The sequence below is a fragment of the Stenotrophomonas maltophilia genome (assembly GCF_002799245.1).
Taxonomy (GTDB): Bacteria; Pseudomonadota; Gammaproteobacteria; order Xanthomonadales; family Xanthomonadaceae; genus Stenotrophomonas; species Stenotrophomonas maltophilia_S.
In genome coordinates this window covers 70,415-94,075 of sequence record NZ_NEQV01000002.1, presented here as the reverse complement: position 1 = coordinate 94,075, position 23,661 = coordinate 70,415, and the positions used below count along the sequence as shown (strand labels likewise).

Here is a 23,661-nt window from a genome sequence, read left to right as displayed (position 1 = left end):
GAGCGCTATCGATTTCCCGCCCCGTCGTTCGTCGGAACAGGAAAGGCAGGCCCTCCGGCCTGCAGGAGCGCTCCAATGCCACCGATCCTCACCGCCTTCGCCACCTCCCCCGACCGCGGCCAGGGCCTGGCGCGCGACATGCGCGTGCGCTGGGCACTGGAGGAACTGGCCGTAGCCTATGACGTACAACTGCTCACCTTCGCCGAGATGAAGCAGCCTGCGCACCTGGCACGCAATCCGTTCGGGCAGATCCCCACCTGGCAGGAGGGCGAGCGGACCCTGTTCGAATCCGGCGCCATCGTCCTGCACCTGGCCGAACAGCATCCCGGCCTGCTGCCACGCAATCCCGACGACCGCATGCGCGCGATCATGTGGGTGTTCGCCGCGCTGAACACGGTGGAGCCCCCCATCGTCGAACGCTCCATGGCCTGGGTGCTGGAGCGCGAGCAGCCGTGGTATGGGCAGCGGTTGGTGATGCTGGACGAGCGCGTACGGATGCGCCTCTCACAGCTGGCCGCGTGGTTGGGCGCGGCGGCGTGGCTGGACGGCGATTTCAGCGTGGGCGACCTGATGATGGTCTCGGTGCTGCTGCGCCTGAAGAGCAGCGGCCTGCTCGACGAGTACCCACAGGTGGCCGCCTATGTGGCCAAGGCGACGCAGCGGCCCGCCTACCAGCGTGCCTTCGCCGCGCAGCTGGCGGTATTCCAGAACGCGTAATCCTGCGCCTCCTCCCAGGTAACAAGGGGCCGGCAATCACGCCGGCCCCCTGCGTTACTTCAACCGACGCGATCTCCAGTTCAGGTAGCCCCGCCAGCCAAAGGGGGCACTGAAAAGCGCAACTGCGCCGCACGCCAGCAGTCCGTTGAACATCCAGGGGGTCAGCTCCGGGGAACCTGCCGACATGGATGGGAACACGAACCCGCATAGCAGTGCTCCCACAAAGGAAGTGCCGAATATGACGGTGGAACCCAAGCCTGGTGAAACTCGCATCGATCTTTTCCTCATCCGTTCCGGTTGCACATCACCTTGACCTCGGTCAGCCTGATCGTGCTGGTGCAGGTGACAGACTGATTGCCCGCCCCCGTCACCGGGACACCGATGTTGTTGAGCGCATTGACGAAACTTCCCATATCGGTGGCATTCCCGTTCGGGAACTCGAAGCGATGCGTGCCGCCGCCTCGCCCCTCGCTCAACGGCGTGACGCCGAGCGGAATGGAGTTACCGAACCTATCCTTGTAAAGCAGGGCGTTTGGCTCCCAGCGACGGTACTGTCAGTGCAACCTGCGCCGGCAGGCGGCCTGCACCAGCATCAGCTGCGCCACCAGAATCAGCATCGCGCAGCCCGACAGCAGCCAGGGGTCGATGTACCACTGTTCGTTGAAACTGAAGTCGCCCGCGGAAATGCGCTTCCAGCCGTTGAAGTGCTGCATCGCCGCCACCACGAATGCGAAGGCGCCCATGGTGTACGACAGCCAGGGCACCACGATGCCGCCCGGGCGCGCGAACAGCGTCAGCAGGCCCAGCACGCCGATCACCGTGCGTTGCACGCGGCAGTACGGGCAGACATAGGCCAACCCGCTCCATTCCACCGCCCAGGCCAACAGGCTGACCAGCACGGCCGCGGCTGCGGCGGTGTACAGGACTTTCGGCGTGATCGTCATGCCGCCCTCGTGTGCCATCGCGTGCTCCTTGGTTGAAAGACCCGGGCAGCGTAGCAGTGCCGCAGTCTCATCCCTTCTTGATGACGGTCCGCTTGCCGATGGTGCTGGTCTTGCCAGCGGTCGGCCTGGCCAGGCCAGGAATCAGGAAATCGGTGGCCTTGTGGCCCATCGACACCTTGGACGCCAACCAGCGCGGCATGCGCCCGCGACCGGTCCAGGTCAGGCGCTTGTATTCCGGATCGCGATACTTGGGCGCGACTTTGCCGGATTTACGGCGGGTGGGTTTGCGGGCTGGCGCAGGTGCCTCCGAGGCTTCGCCACCGAAGAGTTCTTCGAGGGTGTAACCGGCTTCCGCCGCCGCGGCCTTCAGCATCCGCCGCACCGCACTGGCCGGACGGCGGCTGGAAACAAGCTGTTTGCGCTGTTCAGCGGCAACCACCAGGGCACCCAGCTCGCGAAGGCTGAGCGATTCAATATCGATCGTCATGGCGGGAAAGGTCTACTGCGGCGTAGCGGCTGTCAAGCAGTTCCGGCGGTCGACCTACACACCGGCTTCACCGTCGGTGGGCTCCGATCGCCTGCGTCGGCCATCTCCGAGGACATCGACGTGAGCCATTCATCGCATTCACTCGCCTACCTGCTGGCGCGCATCCTGCTGATGGCGTTGTTCCTGGTCTCCGGGCTGGGCAAGCTCGGCGATCTCAGCGGTACCCAGGGCTACATGGATGCGATGGGCGTGCCCGGCATCCTGCTGTGGCCGACCATCGCCTTCGAAATCGGCAGCGGCCTGTGCATCCTGCTCGGTTTCCAGACCCGGCTGGTGTCGATCGTGCTGGTGGGTTTCAGCCTGGTCACCGCTTTCATCTTCCACCACAACTTCGCCGATCAGACCCAGCAGATCATGTTCCTGAAGAACCTGGGGCTGGCCGGCGGGTTCCTGCTGCTGGCCTGCACCGGAGCTGGGCGCTACAGCATTGATGGGCGCGGGCGGCGCGGGCAGCTGTAACGAAAACGCTGCCCCGGGTATTGCTCAGCCCTGGCTTCGCGCGCGCAGGGCATCCTGTGCCTGCAGCTCGGCCTGGGGTGACGACGGTTCCCCTATGCCGACCGCTGGCGGACGTTCCTGAAGCCGCTGCAGGGACTCCTCTACCGGCGTCGCCAGCGCCGAGGCGGTGCTCATCTGTGCACGCCGGTGGGATGGATCGGCAAGATCGCCCTGGACGACGAACACCGTCTCGCCGCGCCCGGTGGTCGACGTCGGCTCACTCAGCAGGACGTGATCGATGCGCGACAAACCGCTGTCCCTCGCCAGGCAAGCCGCGCTGGCCGCCAGGCACCCACTCTGGGCATCAAAGGGGCGCCCACGGCCGGCCTCCATGCGAAGCACCGCATCCTGTGCCTGGGCCAACAGCGGAGGCAGCGCTGCGTGCAACACGCTGTCAGCACTCCCCTGCGGGTTCGGATAGGGCAGTCCAGGTTGATTCGTCGTGGGATGGAGCGTCGGCGGCAGCATTGCTGGCGCGATCCGCTGCAGCGTGGCCGGGTCGAGATCGCCACTGCGCGGCAGCTGCTGGGCCTCCTGGTAGTTGATGACCGCCTTCTGCATCGACTAGCGATAAACACCATCTTCGGCAAGTGGCTGACCGTCCGCACCGCGATAGCCCGCCGCATTCAGGCGCTGCTGCACAACCCTGACAATATCAGCCGATTCGCCAATGCGGATGATGCCGTCGTCGACGACAGCGCGCGGCTCGATACCCGCATCGCGCCGGCCAGGATCGATCGACAATCGACCGCTGGCCAGGTCCTCCACGTAGTTTCCATACTGCTGGAAGTAACGTGTATCCACTTCCAGGTGCACATGCTTGCCCGCGTTCGGCAGGCCCATGTTGCTCTGTGTCCCAAGCGCCTGGCCGTACTGGACGGTGTCACCTGGATGGACCAGGATCGGATCCATGTGCAGCACGCGCGCAATGAGTTCGCCGCCTTTCCGGTCATAGATGTCAACCACGCCAAGCGCGGGATTCACACGATTGATATAGCCAGAGAATGGCGACGGCACGTCGACGGATCGAACACCTCGCCCCCCTGCGGCGATCCGGCTGTCTTCAAGCATGAAGTCCTTGGTCAGCAACACCTGGTCCGGGCCCAGTGCGCTGCGACTTCCGCCATCGGTACGGCGCGTTTCCAGCTCCTCGATTTCGCCGCCGACCACGCCATACGATCGGGTCCTTGGATTCTCCACTCCGACAGGCACGCCATCGACCACCCGCGCACGCGCGTTGCTTCCCGGGTGATGCGTGACCAACCCATCCAGGTCGGCTACCGGCTGGTTGCCACGCGCGGGGCTGTGCAGCTGCGTCAAGCGATACCGAGGCAGTTCAGGCTGCGGCTGCTCCGTCGGCGTCTGTTCCTGTTGCGGCATGCCACTCTCCTTGTGGTGATGGGTGCAGGGATTCGCCTGTCGTCAACGGCAGCGGCGATAGGTCTTCGTGGTTTCACCATCGGTAACGGTGAGGTTGTCACCCTTCAATACATAGATGTCTTCCAGGGATACGCCTGGCGCGACGTTGGATTCGGATGCCACCGACCATGCCAGTACGCCCGTCGACAGACGGGTGATCCTGCGAGGGGTATCCACATTCTCGAAGCCGACCAGGCGCCGTGCCTCGATACGGATGACGGTATCCGAGTCTGCACTGAGTGGCAGCCTGCACGCCTCCGGGCCGATGTCCCAGGTTCCCCTCAGCTCCTTTGGGAATACAACGGCATCTGCAGCGCCTGCAAGCAGCAGCGCCGCCGGCAGAGCCAGCACCTTCAGCAATTGCGGAACCCGTGCATTCATCATCTGCTCCATGCTCCATTGTCCTATGGGCGTGTGACCACAAATGCCCACTGCCAGCGTCCTGTTCCTCGTGGCGACCCTAGCACGGGACCCGGATCTTCACGCCGATAACGGCGGGACAGCCGCCCGGTGACGGGCTCCGCTTACCGACGAAGCTCCGCCTCCAGTGCGAGCGTGTGGTATTCCTCGCCCTGCGCATCAGCGGCTGGCAGCCTCACCATCCTCTAGCGGCCAAATACAGACCCTGTCTCCCAGGGGACTATCTGGACGTCATAGATCTCGCATTCGGTTTGGTCCATCGGTTCCCAATGGTCGCTCGCCAGCTCAAAGAAGGCATCGGACACCTCCATGGAGAACGTTACGCCTTTCTCCCGATTGCGCTGACGGACGCGATCCCGACGAACGTCACGCGGGGCATCCAGGAGATACACGACCAGGTCGTAGCCCGCCTCTCTGACCTGCGCGTAGAAATGCTCGCGACTGGCCTTCTCCACCAGGCCCAGCTCAAGTACAACGTCCCGATCCGTATCGAGAACTTCGCGGGCCGTGACCCATATCTGATCCAGGCAGCGCGCCTTCCTTGCTGCATACCATTCCATCAGGTTGGCTGCGGGACGGTCCGGGCTGTATAGCCGTACGAACCACGCGTCCAGGATGAATCCCGCGGCTTTATGAAGTTCCCGCAACCCGGCAACAAACGTGGATTTGCCCGCACCGACGGGGCCTTCGACCAGGTGAATCCTTGCCATAGTGGTTGAGCCATCCTTCATGGCGTTCAGGAGCAAACCAACCATCGGACGCTACTGGAGACCCATCGCGGTATCGTGGTTGATAGTAGAGCCGTGCAGGATATCGCCGCAGACGGCCAAGACGGCGACGATCACGTTCGCCCACACTGCTGGCAACCAAGCGCCTCTGGCCCTCGTGAATGTTCCGGAGGCACAGAAAAGCAGTTGGATTCAGCGACACTGCTTCTCGACATCTATCCCGTCGCGATGCTTCAGCAAAAACTTTTCCAGTTTTCCGATTTGCACCGGAACAGGCCCAGCCACCCCCGGTTTACCTTCAGGCTCAAGGCGTTGATAAACATCCATTCGAAAGCGTGCGACATCAGGCGCACGAGAATCAGCCCCCATCATTACGTGAGACGTCAACAGAATAGGGCCGTTAATCACAAGCAACACCGGCACACCCTTGCAATAAATTTCGAAAGAAGATGAATTAGAATCCCCCGCGTTAATTTCAACCCCCTTAACCTCAAACTGATGCGCAAACTCCAGCGCATCTTTCCGCAACGATGAAAATTCGCTTTGAGACAAGATCCTGAACGTCTTCATCTCTGACTGCACCGAAGTAGGATAGAAAACCCATACACCCGCCCCCACAATCAGGCAAGAGCAAAAGATAATAATGGCCAACACCTTCATTTTGCAGATCCATTCTGACAACTCATAACCTTTGCACTCCCCATCACCCCCATGTGCCACAACCCAAAATATGAATATTCCGCAGCATAAATCTTCCCGAAAGCCTCTCCCACAGGTTCGCTCCTATCTGATGCTGATGAGCGACTCGAAAGACTGCTGGCGACGAACAGAACCAAAGCGGCCAATATGCCGCGCACTAGGCGAAGAGCTCAATAACAGAGGTCCGGCCCGGCCCATGCGGCAGGTTCCTTGGTACTTATGTACCAGGCTCCGGTGTCTCGACCTCCGCACAGAACCTGTCAATGCCTGCCTTCACCCAAACCGACCTAGCACCGATCTTGCGCGGGCCAGGGAAGGATCCCAGCGCCATTTGGCGGTAGATGGTCGCTCGGCTCAGGCTCTTTCTGGCCATCACTACCTCGATGTTCTGGAGGTCCGCCTGCAGGACCAAAATTTTCGCTTGCTTCCGAGCCATAGCCTCCACCTGTCACAGGCCCATACGGCCAATTCCGGGCCTACCCTCGGCCTTGCCCTGAACTCTCCCCGCCCTCTCCCATGCCTTCGGCGGGTCCTTTGCTCTGGGCTTGATCTCGGCTGACGACTCGCGCGGCTGAAGCGCGTCCTTGATTCGCGCCAACTCTCTTGCCACGGCCTCAGCAAGCCGTCGGGCCTGTCGCTGCTCAGGCTTTAGTGGCCGGCCGCGTAGCGGATGGAACGGTTCACTCGACGTGGTGTTCAGCAGCCTTGCAACGACCGCACCCTGGCGTGACTCAGGGTAGAGACGGCACGGAGCTCATGGGCCAAGCTATCGGCCATTTGATACAAAAGAATGCCCCACGAAGCTGTAACCATTTCTTCTCCATGGCTTCCGACTCACGCCCACAGATTCACGCAACCAAGGCATCAACGACTGGAAATCTGAAAAATTTGAGATACGGCGCAGGCTCAACATCGAAATCAACCGAATTCAACTGCCAACTACTGGGGTCCCCCTCAAAAAGGGCGCCTAGCCGGCCGTAAAGTTTCTCGCGTAGCAGATGATCAAGACCTTCCACATCTGATGCAGCGAGCAAGCCTCCAATCGTTCGCCTCTCCCGTGGCAGAAGATTGAAAACGAAATAAACCCTATCCAGTGCGGTTTCGCTAAAATCTGCGGCCACGCATATTGCATAGAAGTAACGCCCTCCATCTTCCATCACTTGCTGCAGCTCACCGTCGTACCACTCCACAAGCAAGTCGATCTTCATTTGTAAACCTCATTGAACTTTTGAGCCACCTTCTCCGTCACTGGCTTGGGCAGTTCCACAGTATGGTGGCTCGGATTGTTCCCTGTTTGAGGTGTATTGAACGTACTCTTCGCCTCCGCTTGATCGGCGACCCGGTGTTTGATTCTATCTGCCGCACTCACCTTCTCCTGCGCTTTGACCGAAACCCCATGCGGGAACCCGGCCTTCTCTGCCTTGGCGGCTTGAGCTGCCAGCGACTCAACGCTCTCTGCGCCTTTGCCAAATCGGACAAAGAACCCTGCCGCCTTGACCCCGCTTTTTCCGCCTGGGGCACGGGACAATATGGCGCCCACGATCATCCCCTTGAAATCCCCATTCAAGGCATCCGCAACAGTTCCCAGCGGGCTTCCGATCGTGTTCAGGACCCGACTTGGCTCCCCTTTCCACGCCTGTTCAAATTCAGCTTCCGACATACATGCGCCAGTGCTGGTATAGCAGCGTCCATCCGGGTCCTTGAATTTGTAGGGATTGTTCGCAGCATAGCGATACCTATTGAACATTCCGACGGGGTCCTCGTGGGCTGCCACAGGATCTACCGACAGAAATACACCCAACTGCGGATCCATGTACCGCTGCTGCATGTAGTTCAGGCCAGTGGTCGAGTCGCTCACGTGCCCGGTGTAGCCCGGCCCGTCGGTGACCTGACCATCCACCACTGCCCCATAGGGCTCGTAGTCGTAGCGCTTGATGACTTTGCCGCTGGCGTCAGTCTCCGCCACAACCGAGCCAAGCGCATCGGTATGAAGGTAAGTAACAGTCTGCGCCCGGACATCCAGAGATGAGGAAAGCGCAATCGCAAAGACTACTGCTATCAGCAATCCATCTCTGAAGTTCACTTGATCACCCCCGGGGATTTCGGGCTGACAGGACACGGCAATCTGGTGCAGACTTCCTTTGGAGCATCTGGCGGAAGCCCTTCAAATATAGCTGGATCTCTTACGGCGCCCCCCCATTCCGTGCATTCCAACGCAGTGCAGGCACGAACAAAGTAGCTGCCAAAAGTGATTCCCTGCCCCCGGGTGTAGGTCCAGGACTTAACAAGAGAGTCACCAACGTTGTAGGTCAGTTCGAAGCCATCAGGAGCAACATCCTTGACCTCATAGAACTGAGCCCCTGGAGATCCGAGCCAGGTCACCATTTCTCCCGCATCGCCCTGGAACATGAATGCTTGCACTTTGATGCTTTTGGGAATGGATAGGCGAACACGGTGATTCAAGGCATCACTGTAAGGCCCGCACCCAGCCTCGCTGCATCCTCTGACGCGGTAACTGTATATGCTTGGCAAGCGCGCCGCGAATGAGTGGGAAATCAAAATGTCGTTACTGATCCGAGTCCAACCGCCGCCTTCACTTTCTTCCAGCTGATAGAACGTTGCATCGATGGTTTCATTCCATGTCAGCTGATAGTCGCCATTCGATTCAGCTGGTCCCGACAAAACCGGAGCAGCACCAGGGACTGGAATGGGAAGATGTCGAACGAACATGGAGGCACTCCACGCACTGCATCGGCTCGCATCACAGGAGCGGACCTGATACTGCCTTACGCCCTTTGGCACACCCGTAAGTGCATGGGAAAGGGCACTCCCCGCATACAAGGTGCTCCAACTCAGCCCACCATTGGCCGTCATACGAAGCTCATAGCGTGAGGCCTGGCCAACAGCCCCCCACGACAGGGTGTAGCTGCCGGTTTCCACGGTCGCCGGTCCCGAGAGACGCGGCACGGCAAGACCGGTGCTTTTCTCAACCTGGGCAATCAAGTGAGTCCCCAAACTGATGTACTCGATCTCCTTCATCGTGCGCTTGTTGTCCTGCCGACGCAGCACGCCATCATTTCCATAGAAGGAGAGAATGTCGCCCTCCTGGCTGCTGTAGCTGCCAACGCGGCGACCATGCGCATCATAGGCATAGGTCTCCCGACCGGCCACATCGCGCAGGCGATTGCCCAGGTCAAACCGGAATGCCTCACCATTCTTCTTGGCCAGATTTCCCTGAACGTCGTAGTCCAGGCCGATGATCGCACTGCCATCATCGCGGTTTACGTTGGTCATCCGATTACGGGCGTCATACCAGTAGTTGTGCTGCTTCACACCGCCCAGCTTGGCACTGCGCAGGTTGTCCAGCACGTCGTAGGTATAGCGGTAGATCGTGTCGCCGCCAAAGGAGGCTGAGGTCGCCTGTGTCAGGCGATCCAGCGCGTCATACTGCATCTGCTTTGACTTGGCCGGAGCAATCGCGTCGGTAATGCTGGCTACGTTTCCGTTCCTGTCGTAGACGATGCTGTTATCCAGGACTCCAGCATCTACCGCCCTTGCCGGCAGACCCCGGCCATTCTGGGCCATGCTGTGCGCGATACCATTGCCATAGGTGAATGCACGCAGAGCACCATTCGGGTAGTAGCCGACGCCCGTGGCATAAGATCCGATACGAGTGGGCTGACCCAATGCGTTGGGGGCCAGCGCGAGTTGCAGGCCACTGGGATACTGCAGACTGGCGAGCGCTCCATTGGCGTCGTATCCATATCCCATGGACCAGCTGACGCCGCCTGGCTGCTGCAGCGTCTCCCCGATGATCAGGCCCCGCTTGCTGTAGACATAGGTGTTGGTGACTGCCTTGCCAGACGGATTGCTGGTGGTTACCTGGGTGGGTAGCCCTGAGCTGTTGTACTGCCACGCCTGATCGCCACTGGCATCAGCAAACACCAGTTGCTTCAGGCGGTTCCTTGCATCGTACGTCCGATCCACCCGGCGCCCTGAGGCCTGTTCTGCGGATGTGTCGCAGTTGTCGGCTACCCCCTGCGGAAGCCCCGCCGCCGACCAGGCAAGATTTCCGGCAGCATCGTAGCCCATGGCCATGGCTCCGGTTTCCGGCTCGATGCTTTTGCACAGCTCCTGTTGCGGGTTGTACACATAGGATCGCGTGAGGGCGATACCGCCACTGGCGTCTCGCCGCCTGATCGATGTGGTCTTGCCGAATACATCACGGCCAATGTCCGTGAACACACCGCCCGGATGCTCGATGGCAACCGGCGTATCGTAGGCTGGCGTGTCATACACCCGGTGCAGGGTCGTGCTCGATTGCCCACGGGCGTCAGTTGTCCTCACGCGCATGCCGGGAAGATAGGCAGTGACCGTCGTCAGTAAGCCCAACTCGCTGTCGGACGAACTGGAGGTGACACGGCCTAGTGCATCAAATTCTGACCACTGCCCCGCGCTCGGGTTGCTGGCCGAATCCGGATACGACTGGAACGTGGTACGGCCGGCATGATCGTAAGTAAATCGCTGGTAGCGCTGGGTCGCGGTCGGGTTGCTGGCATCCTGTTCACGAGTCAGGGCCGGCCGCCACATCGCGTCGAACCAGGTCACCTTGTTCCGATTGCCGGTATTGGTCGTCAGCCGCCAGTGGCCTGCACCCAACCCATGCTCCACGGCATCTACACGCTCGAAGATCTGTGTGGTCGGGTTCCACGCCACCGTATCGCCTTGGGCGAATGCCTTGCGGATCTGCCGGCCCATCGCGTCATAGTCAAAGCTGGTCTGGTAACCCAGCTCATTGGTTACCGAGCGGATCCAGCCATTGTCGTCCACGCTGGCCGACATCGACGAACCATCCGCAAAGCCAATCGACTGCGGGATGCCCCGCTTCCAACCGTTGAGTGTCGTGCTGTTGCCACGACCATCGGCAAAGCTGGCGACGTTGCCGTCTGCATGGTAGCTCAGCGTTTGCAGAAGCTTGCCGAAGCGCCGCTGCTCGGTCGGCATCGCCTGGGCATTGTAGGAAGTCTGCACCTCGACCAGGCCGGTGTTGTTGTTGATCTGGCTGGACACCTGGCCGAGGAGCCAGGCATTGGTGTCGTTGTAGTAGCTGGTTGTGTCGGTACGACTGGCGCCTTGCGAACTGCTGCGCGTAACGTTCGCGGGGCGGCCATAACGGTCAAATGAGTTGGCCTGCCAGGTCATCGTCACGCCATCGCGCGTGACCTGACGCCGTTGCAGTGGCCTGAGCAGCGCTGAACTTCCATCATTGCCCCCAAACGCCCAACCATAGCGATCCGGGAAGGGCATCGACGGCATCTGCGCATCCGGAACATACGTCAGGTCCTCAGATTCAAGCACCACTCCCGATGCTGCCCCGGTCCGTCGACCCAGGAGTTTTCCTTCATTGAACTGATAGACAATTCCGTAGATCTCTTCGATCCAGCTCCCGTCAGGCTGGTTGATTCTCACCGCCTTGGACTGCGTGCAGGTGGTGCAATAGCGGTCGCTGCCCGTCCAATAGTCCTGATAATCTCCCTTGTCGACATAGGTCCAGCGCATGGGAGCAACGCCCGGGCCTTCAATGGTCTTCTGCACCAGTCCGAAGCCATCAAAGTGATTTGCAAGCGCAAGATACTGAGATATCTGCCCGTCGCGGGCCTCGGTGATGCAGTAGCTCGCTGGAACGCCAGCACGGTAGTTTCGCCCGTGCTGGAACGCGAAGGTGCCCACTGCTCCGGATGGATGTTTCATCTGAAGTGTGTAGGTCTTGTCGCGAAGCGGCGGACTACCGCATCCCTGGGACGGATCCTCCGGCCAGTTCTCATAGGCGATACGCATGTCGGAGAGCTGGTTGATCTCCCACCAGACGCCATCCGGCTGGGTAACCCGCTGCAGTGAGTTGCCTGCATAGCCGTAGGTCCAAGTGCGGCCATTTGCCGAGGCGCTCTGCAGGCGATTTCCTGCATAGTTCAACGTGATCGAACGCCCATCGCTGGACGAGATGCTGGTCGGATGGCCGTTGCCGTTGTAACTGATGCTGACACTGTTGCCGAAACGATCCTCGATTCGACTTGCCAACAGGTAGATCTCAAGACGCGCCTGGGCAGCGTCGCCGCCGATAGATCCCATCAGACCCACAACGCGCTCGGTGCCAATGTTAAAGGTGTACTTGATGCCCGATGTGGTCTGCAGGATGAAGCCCTCTCCTTCCAGCCCGGCGATCATCGGCGTACAGCTGACGGTATCCATTGCACTGGTGGTCCAGCTCCAGTTCTCGCCCTGGCGGCTGGCTGGCTTCAGGCTGGCAGGTGGATCGCCCATCAGCGACCGGGCGCCTTCCCCGGGGAGATTGACGGTATAACCAGACCAGATGTCTTCAATGCGGAACGGCGGCGGCGTGTAGGGCAGGAAGTTGGCGCTGCAGCGCGGAACCTTCCGCGAGCCCCGGTAGGTCCATCCATACTGGGAATCGAATACGCCGGAGATGAAGGGCACATCGATGTTCCAGTCACCGGCACCGCCATAGATCAATGGCGGCAACCCGGACTCAGGGATGGGCCTCACATTCAATCGGCGCTCAAGACGAACCGGCAGCGCGTTGTTACCCGCCAGGTCGATATCGGTCTGCCTGAAGTATCCGCTCTGGTCGTATACATTGACCGAGTCACCGAAGAGCTCTGATGTCAGTGCACCGACCTGCTCTGCCGAGCGGAGCTTCTTGTCATATTCTTGATAGGGCTGCTGAACAGCCTGCTGTGCCTGCGCGGCGAAGGTGAGTCCGAGTAAAAGAGCAAGTCCCGCACATTCGCGCGTGCGCGGGCTGACCGCGACGTTCCTTGTGTCGATCCGCATTGTCGCCCCCTGATTGTTGAGAGCGACTCTTCCACAGAAGGCCTGAATCCGTCAATTCAGAATTCATTTCATCTCAGAAACATCTGGCAGATCTGCCCAGCAGTGCTTCACGACGCTCCGCCCTTATCACTAGCCATCTCCATCGGCCTCGTGTGGCTGGTCGACCCGACCGCACCGCTTACCCCTTCTGGAGATATCCGACCAGCAGACGATCTGCCAGCCACCTTCCTGCCCATCTGCTCGTTGAGGTAGCACGCCTGCAACTGTCCGGCCGCTATCAGGTCCGCCTGAGCCATGCCTAGCTCCGTCCCTCGCAACGGCTGCCCTGGCGAAGCCAGCTGGCCAGAAATGGGTTCCACCACATTAGGGCGACGATTGTCATTCTTGGCATAGGTAGTGGCCATCATCCGGCCGCTCTTGGGCGACCAGCCCCAAAGCGTCAGCTTGGCGGAGAGTTGCTCCATCGTAAAGTCCAGGCGGAGCTAGCCTGCAGGACCAACTCATAGACGCGAAGGAATAACTGGATAGAGCCGCGCATGGCCAACACCACGTTGTGCTGAGGGATCAGCAACAACTTTTCACCTGCGGAATGAGGACCCGTGCAGGCATCCTCACCCAAGTAGCGCAACGCCAATTGATACGTGCGTGGATCTGCAAGGGCCGTATAGAACTCCATGTTCGCAGAACGACTCATCAGATCGGCAATCCTGTTCCTCGCCTCCGTTGCAGTTCGACCAATGGCCGATTGATCCCATAAAGCGCTGCCCCCCCCCCCAGCTATGGTTCATAACCTTGACGCCCTGCTCGGTAGCCTGCACGTACATGTAACTGAAGGCATCTGCTTTTGCCTGAAGGCTCAAGCCCCTGCATGGATTGCCATTAGAGGAGCAGCCTCGCGCGTGCTTCAGCGTGTCGCCAAAGAGATTGGCAGCGCCCAGATCTGCGCCGAAGCCACGCCGTGCGTGCCTTTGACGCCCCTATTGGCGGCGACTGTCCCAGCCACATGTGTGCCATGACTCTGGAGGCTAAAAGAAAACTTCGGCTTTGGGGCACCTGGCGCAGTTGGGCCACTTGCTACGCCATCGATCTCAGCGTCATCGCCCTTCTTGTAGTAGCACGAGTCCGGGCCACCCAGGATCATCTGGTCACATCTTGATCCATCACCGCGCAGGCTTGCCATGATGAAAGCGCGATGATCCTTGCCCGCAAACTCAGGATGCTCCAACGCGGTGCCGGAATCGGTTACCCCAAGCCGGACTCCCTTGCCCGTCAAGCCGCGAGCGTAAGCGTACTCGGCCTTGATGGCGGCCAGACCCCAGTCTCGATTGAACTCTTCAGTACGCCAACTGGCCGGGTCCCCGAGGGTTCCCATGATCGTTGGCGGATCGCTCGCTTGAGACGACGGAGCGCCGCTGGTGCCAGCATTCAGGGGCTTGCTGTTCGCATAACTGCTTGACCACGCGGTCTGAAGCTGCCGTTGCTGCAACCACTGCTCATAGGTTTCACTTGCATGTGCAGAAACCAAAGGAGCTACCAGTACCGCAAAGCCCAAAGCCGCCGCCAGCGGAGTTGGATTCATACGGATCGTACGCAATGAACGGCAGTACAAGGCGTTTCTCATTAGATGATTCCTTCTGCTACGAACATTGACGTCTAGCGCCTTCAACGCTCCACCCGCGATAAGCGCGATAAGCGCGATAAGCGCGATAAGCGCGATAAGCGCGATAAGCATGAGCTGCCATGGGCTAGGCATAAGTTATGGCTTGGCGATTTTCATTCGGCACCGACGACCGCCAGCCGCTACGGCGTCCAATTGTGATGTGGCGATAGCTTTAGCTTTAGCTTTAGCTTTAGCTTTAGCTTTAGCTTTGGCTTTGGCTTTGGCTTTGGCTTTGGCTTTACGGAGTAAGCGCCATGCGCTTCGAATAGCAAGACGCCTGAAGGCAATCAATCGCGACTTGCCACCGGCTTACCTACCGAACGCCCCATGAAGAGTGTTCGGGCGAGCTTCTTTTGAACGCGTGGCAACGCTTCTTCGCACGGCGATGGGCGAGGAAGCGACTGAGGAGGAAGAGCGGTTCTCGATGTACGGTCTCAAGCACCGAGGCATCAGCGACACCAAGGGCGACAGGGGTAACAGGGGTAACAGGGGCGGCAAGCAGGATGCGGCCGGGCACAAATCGCCGACGACTACGGGCCGCTACGATCACGACGTGCCAGTCGTGAGACCACCGCGCAAGCGCTGAATTGTTCCGGCAGTTTTCCCGGCGGCACAAAAAAGGCACTTGGGCGTAAGCCCAAGTGCCTGTCTTTTATGGTGGCCCACCAGCAACCACAACGCAATATCAAGTAATTGATTTTATTAATATTCAATCTACTTTTATCTACTTTAGACTCACAAAACGACTCACTTAAGCGACTGGTATCCTGCCACTGTCTCCCTACAGGCCGCCTCGGCGGCCCCACCCAGATGGCGCCTCCGGACCCAGGATCATTTGTGGATTTGCCAGAATCTGACCCCGAAGCGCCTCCCCCTTGGAGCGCACTAGGAAAGTTTGCGACTGATAGAGAGCGGCCTTGGCTGTATGACTGTATCAGGAGGGCGAGCTTCGACATGGAAGTGGAGTTCCACCTTCGAGTGCTGCCACTGAAGCGAGGTGGCACCTACGCTGACATTTGGAACTCTCTGGTCGACCGTGTTGTTCAGGACCGCCACCTTGCCACGCAGCTGGACGACGAACTCCAGATGCGCAGAGCCATGAATGTCGTGCCAGAGGTCCACGAGTTGATCGAAGCGGCGATGCTGTTCCTGCTCGAAGCGCAGATGGCTCATGATGCCAATGATGCTGGCCGTGCTTGGGCCGCTCTTGTGAGGTGCAACTACTACCTCGGGACGTGCAGCTCGCACGCAACTCAGCTTGAGCTGACTGCTCTAGGCGGGCGAATCACCGGCAGCCGAATCGTGCCATTGAGGAACATGGTGGTGGAGATGCTGAAGGCGATGCCCGACAACTCCCGTGCCACAAAGCAAGATCTGTGGGCGGAAATCCTGCCGGCCATGGAGAAATTCGGAAAGGATCATCAGGCCCGAAGCACGAACCCGCGCCAGCTACTGCAGCGTTGGACCAACCATGACCCGGCGGTCCATCCTCAGATCGCGCGAGTAGTAGAGGGAAGCCTCAACACTCGGGCTCGCCGCAAGATGCGTTAAGAGCAGAAGGGGGGATATCCCCCTCCCCCACATCCACTACATCCTGGGCCTCCCTAGCTTTCGGCTCGAGTCGCCCCCGGCCTGCCCCTTGCCAAAGGTCCGGCCCAGACCAGGCTCACTTAGGCGAACGTAGTAATCCGCCTTGGTCAGGTAGAGCAGGCTGTACTCAAGCCGCCGCCGCTTGGCCTCATCATCGTGCTCAACCATCCCTATGCCTAGGGAGTTGGTCCGTTCGTAGAACTCCTTTCGGGCATTGCAGTTCCAATAGCTCCCGTCGAAATGCGTCACTTCGTCCTGCCAGAACTCACCTATCGCCTGCGCAATCCGCACATCCTGGCGAACCAGATGCCCATTGAGGAATGCCATAAGGTGAACGTGGTAGGACTTGCTCGGGCCGAACTCCAACTTCCAGACGTACCCCATCAAGGCTGGGTAGCTTCGGCGCAACTTGCGCAAGCAAGTGGCCAAGTCGCGCTTGATACGCACGGGATCCACGTTCCGACCTGGCAGCAGTTCGCGATGTGCTGCGCTGTAACCTACGTCCAAACGAACGACGCAGAGACGAGAGTGTTGCCGATACAGGGTCTGCAGGTAGCCCAAGGCAGCCTTTGCATTCTTCCGAGCACTGCGCTCCTGCGTAGCCACCCGGCGAGTGAATTCGCTGCTCCGTGCGATCGTTCGGATGTGTTCGACCCACGCGTTTGCTGCTGCCACTTCCGGGCTTGCGCCTTCGATAACATCCGCTCGATGGCTTAGGAATTCTTCCGCCAGCAGCTCAAAGTAAGGACTAAGCTTCTGCTTGCAGAAGTGACTCTTTATGCCTCCATAGTCCATGTTGGCGCATTTCCGGAGGGCCCTGGCGATCGGGTGTATCGCTGTCCGTGCCATCCCAGCAACACGGCGGCTCCAGAACATTTCAGACCTCGACTTCACAAGCGCGCGCATCACTCGATCAACGCGGACGATCTGCTCTGGGTAGTCGCTTGAGGGACGGAAGATCCAGGCGTCGCCCTCGTGCTCAATCATCCGGTCAGCCCATTGGGCGACGATGTTCTCTTCCTTCTTGTACATACCTCTCCATAGCGACCGAAGGGTCGCGTAGACAGGGAGAGAGGTAGGAGCGAACCGGCTCCATTGATTCATTGGAGACTAGCGTCCAATGGTAAAGATATAAGTTCCGGAACTACCCCTGCCATTCCCACCCTTTAATTGATGGGGTCGGTGCGCGAACTACCCCAAGGTTCTCTGGGGTAGGACGGCGGTTGAGTCCTGTCGAGTTGGTGACTAGACGGGGACCGCACCCCGCTCAGCAATGCGGAGTTTGATCCAGTCTTCGATCTCACTTTCGACCCAGGCCACCGAGCCCGGGCCGATGCGAACTGGTCGCGGGAAGCTCGGATCGAAGCGCTTGTTGGAGCGCTGCAGCGACGCATAGATCGTAGAACGACCTTTACCGGTCCGGCGCTCCACCTCCTGCCGGCGAATGAAGCGGATGTTCTGAGCAGAGTCCATGTGGTTGTCACCTCGTTGCGGAAGGGACACCCAAGGTATGAACGATTTCAGCAAGTGTCGATTACTTAAGCTACCTAGGTACGTTAACTATCCAATGACTACGTACCCCAACTCGTGCGGCCTGCGTCCGAGTTGGTTCTGCCTGCAGGGGAAGTTGGTTCCGTTGGAACGATTGGGCTTCGGTGGGACGCCTACACCGCCTCGGAGAGCAGGCGTCCCGGGCACAGTGGTCAGCGCGGCAAATGGGCGCTAAGCACGCCTGCCATGAAGACGACCGCGAAGGCGGCCAGGTACTCGAGGGGGGAATTGGATCGTTCGATGAACACGATAGGCTCCTAGTCAGTAGGGAGCCGGCATTGCGCCGGCATAGAGGAGAGGCTGCGGCCTCTCCCTATCGTGTTATGGGTTTGAAATCAGGTTGACTGATCTCCGGGCTTCCGACCTGGCTCGTGCTGTGGCAGGGTGCAGGTAGGCACGCAGGATCAGATCCAGATGGACACCTCTGAACCCGATATCTCCCTGCAGGACGAGATCAAAGCCCTGCGCCAGCAATTGGCGGCCCTTCGTTTCGACATCCGTGGAAAAGACTGGCTCACCGTTGACGAGGCAGCCCATTACTGCGGCGTGTCGTCCCGTCAGTTTCGAAGGAACGCCCCTGATCTCGGCCTAGTGCCCAGAAACTTCATGGGCAAGCAACTCTATGAGAAGAACGAGCTGTACAAAGCAATCGAGAACTCCGGCAACTGGAAATCCCGGGGGGCACCGGGCACCTCTCTGATCCCGACCTCCCCCCAGATGGAGGAGGCCCTTGCTCGACTGAGGCGCTACGACCAGCGAAGAGGAAAGGGGTAATGGTTCCGACTGACAAGCTAATGACGCTCGCTCAGGCTGCGGAGCTTTGTGCCTGCCACCCTCGAACCCTTCGCAGGGCGATCAACGATGGACAACTCACTGCGATGCGTCTGGGGCAAAGCGCGAAGTCCGATCGTATCCATGCTGCCGATCTAGAGGCTTGGTGGCAGCGATCTCGATATATGCCCCCACCCACAACAGTCTTCCCGAAAGCCTCTCCCCCAGGATCGCTCATATCTGATACTGATGAGCGACTCGAAAGACTGCTGGCGACGAACAGAACCAAAGCGGCCAAAAAGCCGCGACCTAGGTGAAGAGCTCAATAACAGAGGTCCGGGCTGGCCCTGGCGGCAGGTTCCTTGGCCCTCATGCACCAGACTCGGGTGTCGCGACCTCCGCACAGAACCTGTCAATGTCTGCCTTCACCCAAACCGACCTAGCACCGATCTTGCGCGGGCCAGGGAAGGAGCCCAGCGCCATTCGGAGGTAGATGGTCGTGGAGAGCCATGCCGACGAGCGTAGAGAAGCGACCAACGACTACCTCGATGGTCTACGCCAAGGCCTCAAGTTCGTTATTGAGCAGATTGACGCAGCCGCAGAACGGCCCTGCGCTCCTCGGAGATAGTTCCGAAGGCCGATCTAATCCTCGGTCACTTGATCGCGCCCTGCCCTAGGGAGAATTCCCTTCGATGGCCCAAGCGCTGTCCTGGTGGCCGACCTTTGCGCCCTTCCTACATTGCCTGGCCAGTTGCCAAAGAATGGCAGCAGCGACAAATGCGTTCGCGTCCACGGCGACCCCAGCATGCTGATTAGAGGAATTCTTCAGTTCCACGACCTGCAGGAACTCTGCCAGCCAGGCAAGAGGCCTAGGCTCGCCACTGTGATCCGATGGGCCAACGAATGCGGGATCCGCTTCTTGTATGACGGAAGCGGCGGGATCTGGACGACTATGGACGCGCTCCATGAAGCGCTCGGCCTAGCCAGAGCAACGCCACATCTTGAGCCCTACGATCCTGATGACTTCTGACGGGGCCATGGCGCCTGCTGGTCGAGAGCGCCCCCGACGAGGGGGATGATGGGCGCCCAAAGTTGGGGAAATGGCGTGAGGTGCCATTGAACACCCATGCCGCCGCAGCTCTAGCCCTGCCCGACCCACTGGTGAGCGTCCACAAGGACACCGTGAGCGACTGGTTCAGGGATGATGCGACTGCAGCAGGCGTTGGAGCCTTTTAACCAACTCCGCCATTAAAAGCCGGTTGAGCTATCGTGGGAACGCTAGAGAACGCCTCTCCCAAGGAGGCGCTAGGTTATCATTGCTGCACAAGAAGAATCGGCGTCCAAGATGTCAGCACTCCACACCTCCAGCGCCAACAGCGACCGCAAGCCCCTCGTGCCGTTTCTGAAATGGCCTGGGGGCAAACGCTGGTTTATACGCAACCACTTATCTGAGCTTCCCACAAGTTTTAACCGCTATTTCGAACCATTCATGGGTTCGGCGTCGGTTTTCTTCGCACTTCAGCCTCAAGAAGCAATTCTCAGCGATCAGAATGCAGAGCTAGTTAACCTCTTCAACCAAATGAAAACGAGGCACAAGCAACTGTACAAGGCGCTTAGCGATCATGCCAAGGCCCACTCTGAACTGCACTATTACTTGGTGCGAAGTACTGTTCCCACCGATGCCCTAAGCAGAGCTGCCCGAACTCTTTACCTTAACAGATCATGCTTCAACGGTATCTACCGTGTGAACATGCAGGGTGAGTTCAATGTACCCAAAGGCTCAAAGGAGAGCGTGCTTCTCGAAACAGACGATTTCTCCGCAATTGCCCAAGCTCTGCGTGCAGCGAAAGTCGTGCGTGCGGATTTCGAAAAAATCATTGCTAAAGCAGCGGAAGGCGATTTGATCTTCGCCGACCCACCTTATACGGTTCAACATAACAATAACGGCTTTGTCAAATACAACGAAAAACTCTTCTCTTGGAGTGATCAAGAGCGACTTGCCCTCAGCCTGCGTCAAGCTCGCGAGAGAGGCGCTCACGTCGTTGCCACAAACGCGAACCACTCGTCAGTTGTGAAGCTTTTCAACGATCACGGCTTCAAGACTACGCCGCTCTCCCGATTTAGTTCTATCTCGGGAAACGGCGCATCTCGAAAACAGTACGAAGAAATAGTGATCAAGGACTAGTTTTTCGTCAGCTAGAGCGGAAGACCCCACGCACAAACGCTTTCCACTTTGGAAAGACGCGCAGAGTATTCAGCCGCCTCACCCAGCCACAAGGTGCTTGGCAGCTCCGCACCTGCGGAGAAGTCGAGCTCGGCAATAGCATCCTCAAAGTCCACCACCAGATCTTGGACTTCAAATTCTCCAGCGGGAATCACGCCAATTGCGGACAACCAACACTTGATCCAACTCTTACAGCTGCGCGCCGAGCTTTCATCATTACCAAGAGCGCGCGCCACGCTAAGAGACGCAATTCGGACCAAAAAAAGCGCTCGTGCAAGCACATTTACAACATCCTGCTGCGGCTCTGAGGCAGCGGCAAAGAGACGGTCGTCAGCACCGGGGTCTGACAAGCGTCTTAACAGAGCCGTCGCGTCCTGACCAGTGGCACCCGCCACCTTAGTAGCAATTTCCTCAAGCTGCTGCTCACGAGAAATGATCTCGTCATCCGCTCCGCCAGATGCAATAGCGTCAGTGACGGCAAGGTCAACCAAGTATCTAACGAAGGCAGCATCGAACGCGATTGCGGAGTCATCACTGAGCAGCAGCCGCCAGATTGAGCGCACAATTGATACGTGGTCAGAAGTCAGAACAGGAATTGGGAACGGCGCTTTTGAATCATAGCTAGCGGCATTCCTCGCAGTTTTCTCCGTCGCGCCAACCGCGAGGTCAAAGCCCCAGCGTTCCAGCACCCCACCTGGACGCGGCGAGGGAACAATGTCAGAAAGGCTGACCAAGGGCATAAGCTTGATCTGGTCACCGATCAGATCCTCAGCCCGGCTGCCCTTAATCCACTCCCGCCAAAGCTCCCATACGAAGGTGTGCGTGCCAGCCGCTGAGAAATTATGCCTCGTGCCAGATGAGTCGAGGTAGAAATATGCCCCCTGCTGTACGAACACGCCTTCACCCGAGAACACTGCCATTGCCGCGCGTAGCTGGGCGTAATAGGCGAAATGAATTGCGTTGTATGGTGAATTGACGAGCAGAGCATTAACGGACGCGCCGAAGTACCGCCAAGCCTCTAGCATGTGCGACACGTGGGCACCGGCGAGCTGTACGGCATCCCCACCACCCGCAACAAGCGGCTGGTGCGCGTCCGCCCCAGGCGCAAGCGCAGGATATGCAAGCGCCAGCGAGGAGGGGGAGGCCGATGCACAGACTATAGAGGCGATACTCGGACTGGCCGAATGAGGATTGGGCGGCGAGGACCTGCGCGGCGCGCCAGCTCCCCGATTGCGTCCACCAGGGGCTCCACGGCTCCGCCGACCGGAACTCATTTCGACCTCCCTGTCATCTGCTGGACTGATGCGGCCGTCTCGCTAATTTCGCGGTTATCTGCTTTAGTCAGATGCTCAATGACGTTGCCAAACAGTGCAGTGTAGCCGCTACTACCACGATAAGATGCCTGCAGCGGCTTTTGATCACTCGTCAGACCCGGTCCAGTGGAGGTACGCCAATCAAACCCAGTCCAAGTCAATTCACGGGCGAGCGTTGCACTGTACTGAGTGATTCGGGTGTGCTTCTTCAATGAATCCAGTGCATGGGACACACCATCATCGGTCATCAGCGACTCGACGTCGTCCAGCACCCAAGAGTCCAGCCCAATTTCGTCGTAACGCACTTGGAACATGGCATTGAACACGTGCAGGATCGCGCGAACACCTTGGTCTGTACCTAGCAATGAGTGCGGACCGGCAAAGGCTGCATCCAATCCTTCCGGATTGGTCCGTTGTCGAGCTGCATCAGGTAGTAATGCATAAGCTTCTCGGCACGCAACAGCCCATTCATTCTGACTGCCTTTAGCTGCTGCAGCGACATCTGACCAGATCTGAATCAAAAAGGCAGCTTGCTGGGACCTATTCCATCGCAATATGCGCTCGTCGCCCGCCTTGTCGACAGCACCAAAAAGCCCCCCGACCTTGTGATCGCTACCCCATCTTCTGATAAATGTCGCGATCAGTGATCGAATGAACGCAGCGTTTGAAACATGCCCTTCCACGCGATTTCCGAGCAGCTCAATTCTGCCCTTCCACGGACTCTTCGCATGCCTCCAAAGTGCTTCTGTAAGCTCCTGGGCGCGGTGTTCTTGATAGATCTTTAGCCCCTCCCCTCGGTCCAGCCAAAGCTGATTCCGAAGCTCCGGATACAAGTCGAACGCGAGACTCGGATTGATCTTCTTGGGTTCGACGTTGATTACCCAGAAGAGGTAGGCTTGCCAAGATGTGGTCAAACCAGAGAAGAAGACGACGGGCACATCGTAGTCAGAAAGAAGACTATCAAGGCCATCGGCAGAAAAGACTCGATGCTGGCCGTCGATGATCTCAAGAGGCTCGATGTCCGTTGAAGCAACGCTCGGTAATTCGAGATGGTATAGGCCATCCGTTTCAACGACGTTGATCGCCGCGTTCCTAGCCAGCTCGACTGCCACGCCACCTCGATAGCGGACATCGCCAGGCTTCAAGATGTTGACCAAGATTGCCGTGGGCAGCCAGCCAGGGTGGATGAGATCCGGCGTGGTCAAGGGCACATCGCCCCGAGTGGATGACGCTGGATAGCCGTACTGGATATATCGAGCGATCTTGTCAGATCTATCTCGGTCATGCCCGCGCTGATAGCCTGCAGGCGCATCCTTCATGGCGCGTTCCTCCACTCGACGACGGCTCACGCCCGCCAGCTTGCGAAGTTCGGACAGCGACACAGAACCCATGAAGAAATGATCTTCAGGCTTAGGAAGGTGGTCGGTCCAATCGGACTGGTCCCACGTATTCACCCACTGCCGAACCTTGAGAAGCGGAATCTTTGCCGTCATAGCGCCCCCTGCGCATCCTTGTCAGAACATGATGATAGCTGGTAAAGGGCGATGAGAGAGATAGACAAGCCCCCGCTTCGTGGTCGTCACGCTGCCGCGTGGCAGTCTTGATCTGTACCACATGTGTCAATCGCCAAGCCGAAATCTAACCAACACACGGCAGTTCACAGAAGAAGGAGTTCCGTAAGCGATTGAATTTATTAGCATCCATGCAATTCGAACTGCCCCTCCCCTT

Annotated in this window: 24 protein-coding genes; 6 read left to right on the top strand and 18 right to left on the bottom strand. The window is 58.8% G+C overall.

What is annotated here, in order from left to right:
- Positions 1–75: 75 nt before the first annotated feature.
- Positions 76–717: a glutathione S-transferase family protein gene (locus B9Y64_RS06450; protein WP_100439997.1), complete on the top strand. Its 642-nt coding sequence runs from the start codon at positions 76–78 to the stop codon at positions 715–717.
- A 554-nt stretch (positions 718–1,271) separates the two neighbouring features.
- Here B9Y64_RS06450 and B9Y64_RS06440 read toward each other — a convergent pair.
- Both B9Y64_RS06440 and B9Y64_RS06435 read right to left on the bottom strand, forming a co-directional pair.
- Positions 1,272–1,679, bottom strand: a complete 408-nt coding sequence (locus tag B9Y64_RS06440) for a hypothetical protein (protein ID WP_100439996.1) — start codon at positions 1,677–1,679, stop codon at positions 1,272–1,274.
- Positions 1,680–1,728: 49 nt separating this feature from the next.
- Complete coding sequence (locus tag B9Y64_RS06435; protein ID WP_100439995.1) at positions 1,729–2,148, bottom strand: H-NS family nucleoid-associated regulatory protein; 420 nt, start codon at positions 2,146–2,148, stop codon at positions 1,729–1,731.
- Between the two features lie 120 nt (positions 2,149–2,268).
- On the opposite strand from B9Y64_RS06435, the gene B9Y64_RS06430 reads away from it, so the two are divergent.
- A complete protein-coding gene (locus tag B9Y64_RS06430) occupies positions 2,269–2,667 on the top strand; it encodes a DoxX family protein (RefSeq protein WP_100439994.1) in 399 nt (132 codons plus the stop codon).
- A gap of 24 nt (positions 2,668–2,691) precedes the next feature.
- Here B9Y64_RS06430 and B9Y64_RS06425 read toward each other — a convergent pair whose 3' ends face one another.
- The 11 genes from B9Y64_RS06425 to B9Y64_RS22455 all read right to left on the bottom strand — a co-directional run bounded on the left by B9Y64_RS06425 (position 2,692) and on the right by B9Y64_RS22455 (position 14,445).
- Positions 2,692–3,267, bottom strand: a complete 576-nt coding sequence (locus B9Y64_RS06425; protein ID WP_100439993.1) for an XVIPCD domain-containing protein — start codon at positions 3,265–3,267, stop codon at positions 2,692–2,694.
- 3 nt (positions 3,268–3,270) lie between these two features.
- Positions 3,271–4,086: a peptidoglycan DD-metalloendopeptidase family protein gene (locus tag B9Y64_RS22125; protein WP_202909049.1), complete on the bottom strand. Its 816-nt coding sequence runs from the start codon at positions 4,084–4,086 to the stop codon at positions 3,271–3,273.
- A gap of 42 nt (positions 4,087–4,128) precedes the next feature.
- The gene (locus tag B9Y64_RS06415; RefSeq protein ID WP_157804498.1) at positions 4,129–4,506 is read right to left on the bottom strand and encodes a hypothetical protein; all 378 of its coding nucleotides are present in this window, start codon (positions 4,504–4,506) and stop codon (positions 4,129–4,131) included.
- A 224-nt stretch (positions 4,507–4,730) separates the two neighbouring features.
- Positions 4,731–5,300, bottom strand: coding sequence for an AAA family ATPase (locus B9Y64_RS06410; RefSeq protein ID WP_238379848.1), 570 nt, complete (start codon positions 5,298–5,300; stop codon positions 4,731–4,733).
- 165 nt (positions 5,301–5,465) lie between these two features.
- Positions 5,466–5,933, bottom strand: a complete 468-nt coding sequence (locus B9Y64_RS06405) for a hypothetical protein (protein WP_100439991.1) — start codon at positions 5,931–5,933, stop codon at positions 5,466–5,468.
- A 256-nt stretch (positions 5,934–6,189) separates the two neighbouring features.
- On the bottom strand, positions 6,190–6,345 hold the full coding sequence (locus B9Y64_RS22225) for a helix-turn-helix transcriptional regulator (protein ID WP_265350054.1): 156 nt from the start codon (positions 6,343–6,345) through the stop codon (positions 6,190–6,192).
- Between the two features lie 475 nt (positions 6,346–6,820).
- Positions 6,821–7,180, bottom strand: coding sequence for a hypothetical protein (locus tag B9Y64_RS06390; RefSeq protein ID WP_100439988.1), 360 nt, complete (start codon positions 7,178–7,180; stop codon positions 6,821–6,823).
- Positions 7,177–8,055 carry an RHS repeat domain-containing protein gene (locus B9Y64_RS22220; protein WP_238379847.1) on the bottom strand — a complete coding sequence of 293 codons (879 nt, stop codon included), beginning with the start codon at positions 8,053–8,055 and terminating at the stop codon, positions 7,177–7,179. The genes B9Y64_RS06390 and B9Y64_RS22220 overlap by 4 nt, the downstream gene beginning before the upstream one ends.
- Positions 8,052–12,824, bottom strand: coding sequence for an RHS repeat domain-containing protein (locus B9Y64_RS21920; protein WP_157804497.1), 4,773 nt, complete (start codon positions 12,822–12,824; stop codon positions 8,052–8,054). The genes B9Y64_RS22220 and B9Y64_RS21920 overlap by 4 nt, the downstream gene beginning before the upstream one ends.
- 439 nt (positions 12,825–13,263) lie before the next feature.
- Positions 13,264–13,518: a hypothetical protein gene (locus B9Y64_RS22215; RefSeq protein ID WP_238379846.1), complete on the bottom strand. Its 255-nt coding sequence runs from the start codon at positions 13,516–13,518 to the stop codon at positions 13,264–13,266.
- A gap of 210 nt (positions 13,519–13,728) precedes the next feature.
- The gene (locus B9Y64_RS22455; protein WP_162292366.1) at positions 13,729–14,445 is read right to left on the bottom strand and encodes a S8 family serine peptidase; all 717 of its coding nucleotides are present in this window, start codon (positions 14,443–14,445) and stop codon (positions 13,729–13,731) included.
- A gap of 993 nt (positions 14,446–15,438) precedes the next feature.
- On the opposite strand from B9Y64_RS22455, the gene B9Y64_RS06355 reads away from it, so the two are divergent.
- Positions 15,439–16,035 carry a hypothetical protein gene (locus B9Y64_RS06355; protein WP_100439985.1) on the top strand — a complete coding sequence of 199 codons (597 nt, stop codon included), beginning with the start codon at positions 15,439–15,441 and terminating at the stop codon, positions 16,033–16,035.
- A 36-nt stretch (positions 16,036–16,071) separates the two neighbouring features.
- Here B9Y64_RS06355 and B9Y64_RS06350 read toward each other — a convergent pair whose 3' ends face one another.
- Together B9Y64_RS06350 and B9Y64_RS06345 are read right to left on the bottom strand one after the other, a co-directional pair.
- Positions 16,072–17,106, bottom strand: coding sequence for a YagK/YfjJ domain-containing protein (locus B9Y64_RS06350; RefSeq protein ID WP_157804495.1), 1,035 nt, complete (start codon positions 17,104–17,106; stop codon positions 16,072–16,074).
- Positions 17,107–17,319: 213 nt separating this feature from the next.
- Entirely contained in the window at positions 17,320–17,547 is a 228-nt protein-coding gene (locus B9Y64_RS06345) for a helix-turn-helix transcriptional regulator (RefSeq protein ID WP_100439983.1), read from the bottom strand.
- Between the two features lie 492 nt (positions 17,548–18,039).
- On the opposite strand from B9Y64_RS06345, the gene B9Y64_RS06340 reads away from it, so the two are divergent.
- Both B9Y64_RS06340 and B9Y64_RS22545 read left to right on the top strand, forming a co-directional pair.
- Positions 18,040–18,399 (top strand): hypothetical protein, encoded by a 360-nt coding sequence (locus B9Y64_RS06340; RefSeq protein WP_100439982.1) that lies wholly within the window; start codon positions 18,040–18,042, stop codon positions 18,397–18,399.
- Positions 18,399–18,713, top strand: a complete 315-nt coding sequence (locus B9Y64_RS22545; RefSeq protein ID WP_100439981.1) for a helix-turn-helix domain-containing protein — start codon at positions 18,399–18,401, stop codon at positions 18,711–18,713. The genes B9Y64_RS06340 and B9Y64_RS22545 overlap by 1 nt, the downstream gene beginning before the upstream one ends.
- A 52-nt stretch (positions 18,714–18,765) precedes the next feature.
- On the opposite strand, the gene B9Y64_RS22540 is transcribed toward B9Y64_RS22545, so the two are convergent.
- Complete coding sequence (locus B9Y64_RS22540) at positions 18,766–18,933, bottom strand: helix-turn-helix transcriptional regulator (protein WP_413482273.1); 168 nt, start codon at positions 18,931–18,933, stop codon at positions 18,766–18,768.
- An 808-nt stretch (positions 18,934–19,741) separates the two neighbouring features.
- Between B9Y64_RS22540 and B9Y64_RS06315 the strand changes: the two genes are divergently transcribed.
- Positions 19,742–20,581: a DNA adenine methylase gene (locus B9Y64_RS06315; protein WP_100439979.1), complete on the top strand. Its 840-nt coding sequence runs from the start codon at positions 19,742–19,744 to the stop codon at positions 20,579–20,581.
- A gap of 11 nt (positions 20,582–20,592) precedes the next feature.
- On the opposite strand, the gene B9Y64_RS06310 is transcribed toward B9Y64_RS06315, so the two are convergent.
- Entirely contained in the window at positions 20,593–21,645 is a 1,053-nt protein-coding gene (locus B9Y64_RS06310) for a hypothetical protein (protein ID WP_157804494.1), read from the bottom strand.
- A 245-nt stretch (positions 21,646–21,890) separates the two neighbouring features.
- Positions 21,891–23,426 carry a DGQHR domain-containing protein gene (locus B9Y64_RS06305; protein ID WP_100439977.1) on the bottom strand — a complete coding sequence of 512 codons (1,536 nt, stop codon included), beginning with the start codon at positions 23,424–23,426 and terminating at the stop codon, positions 21,891–21,893.
- Between the last annotated feature and the right edge of the window lie 235 nt (positions 23,427–23,661).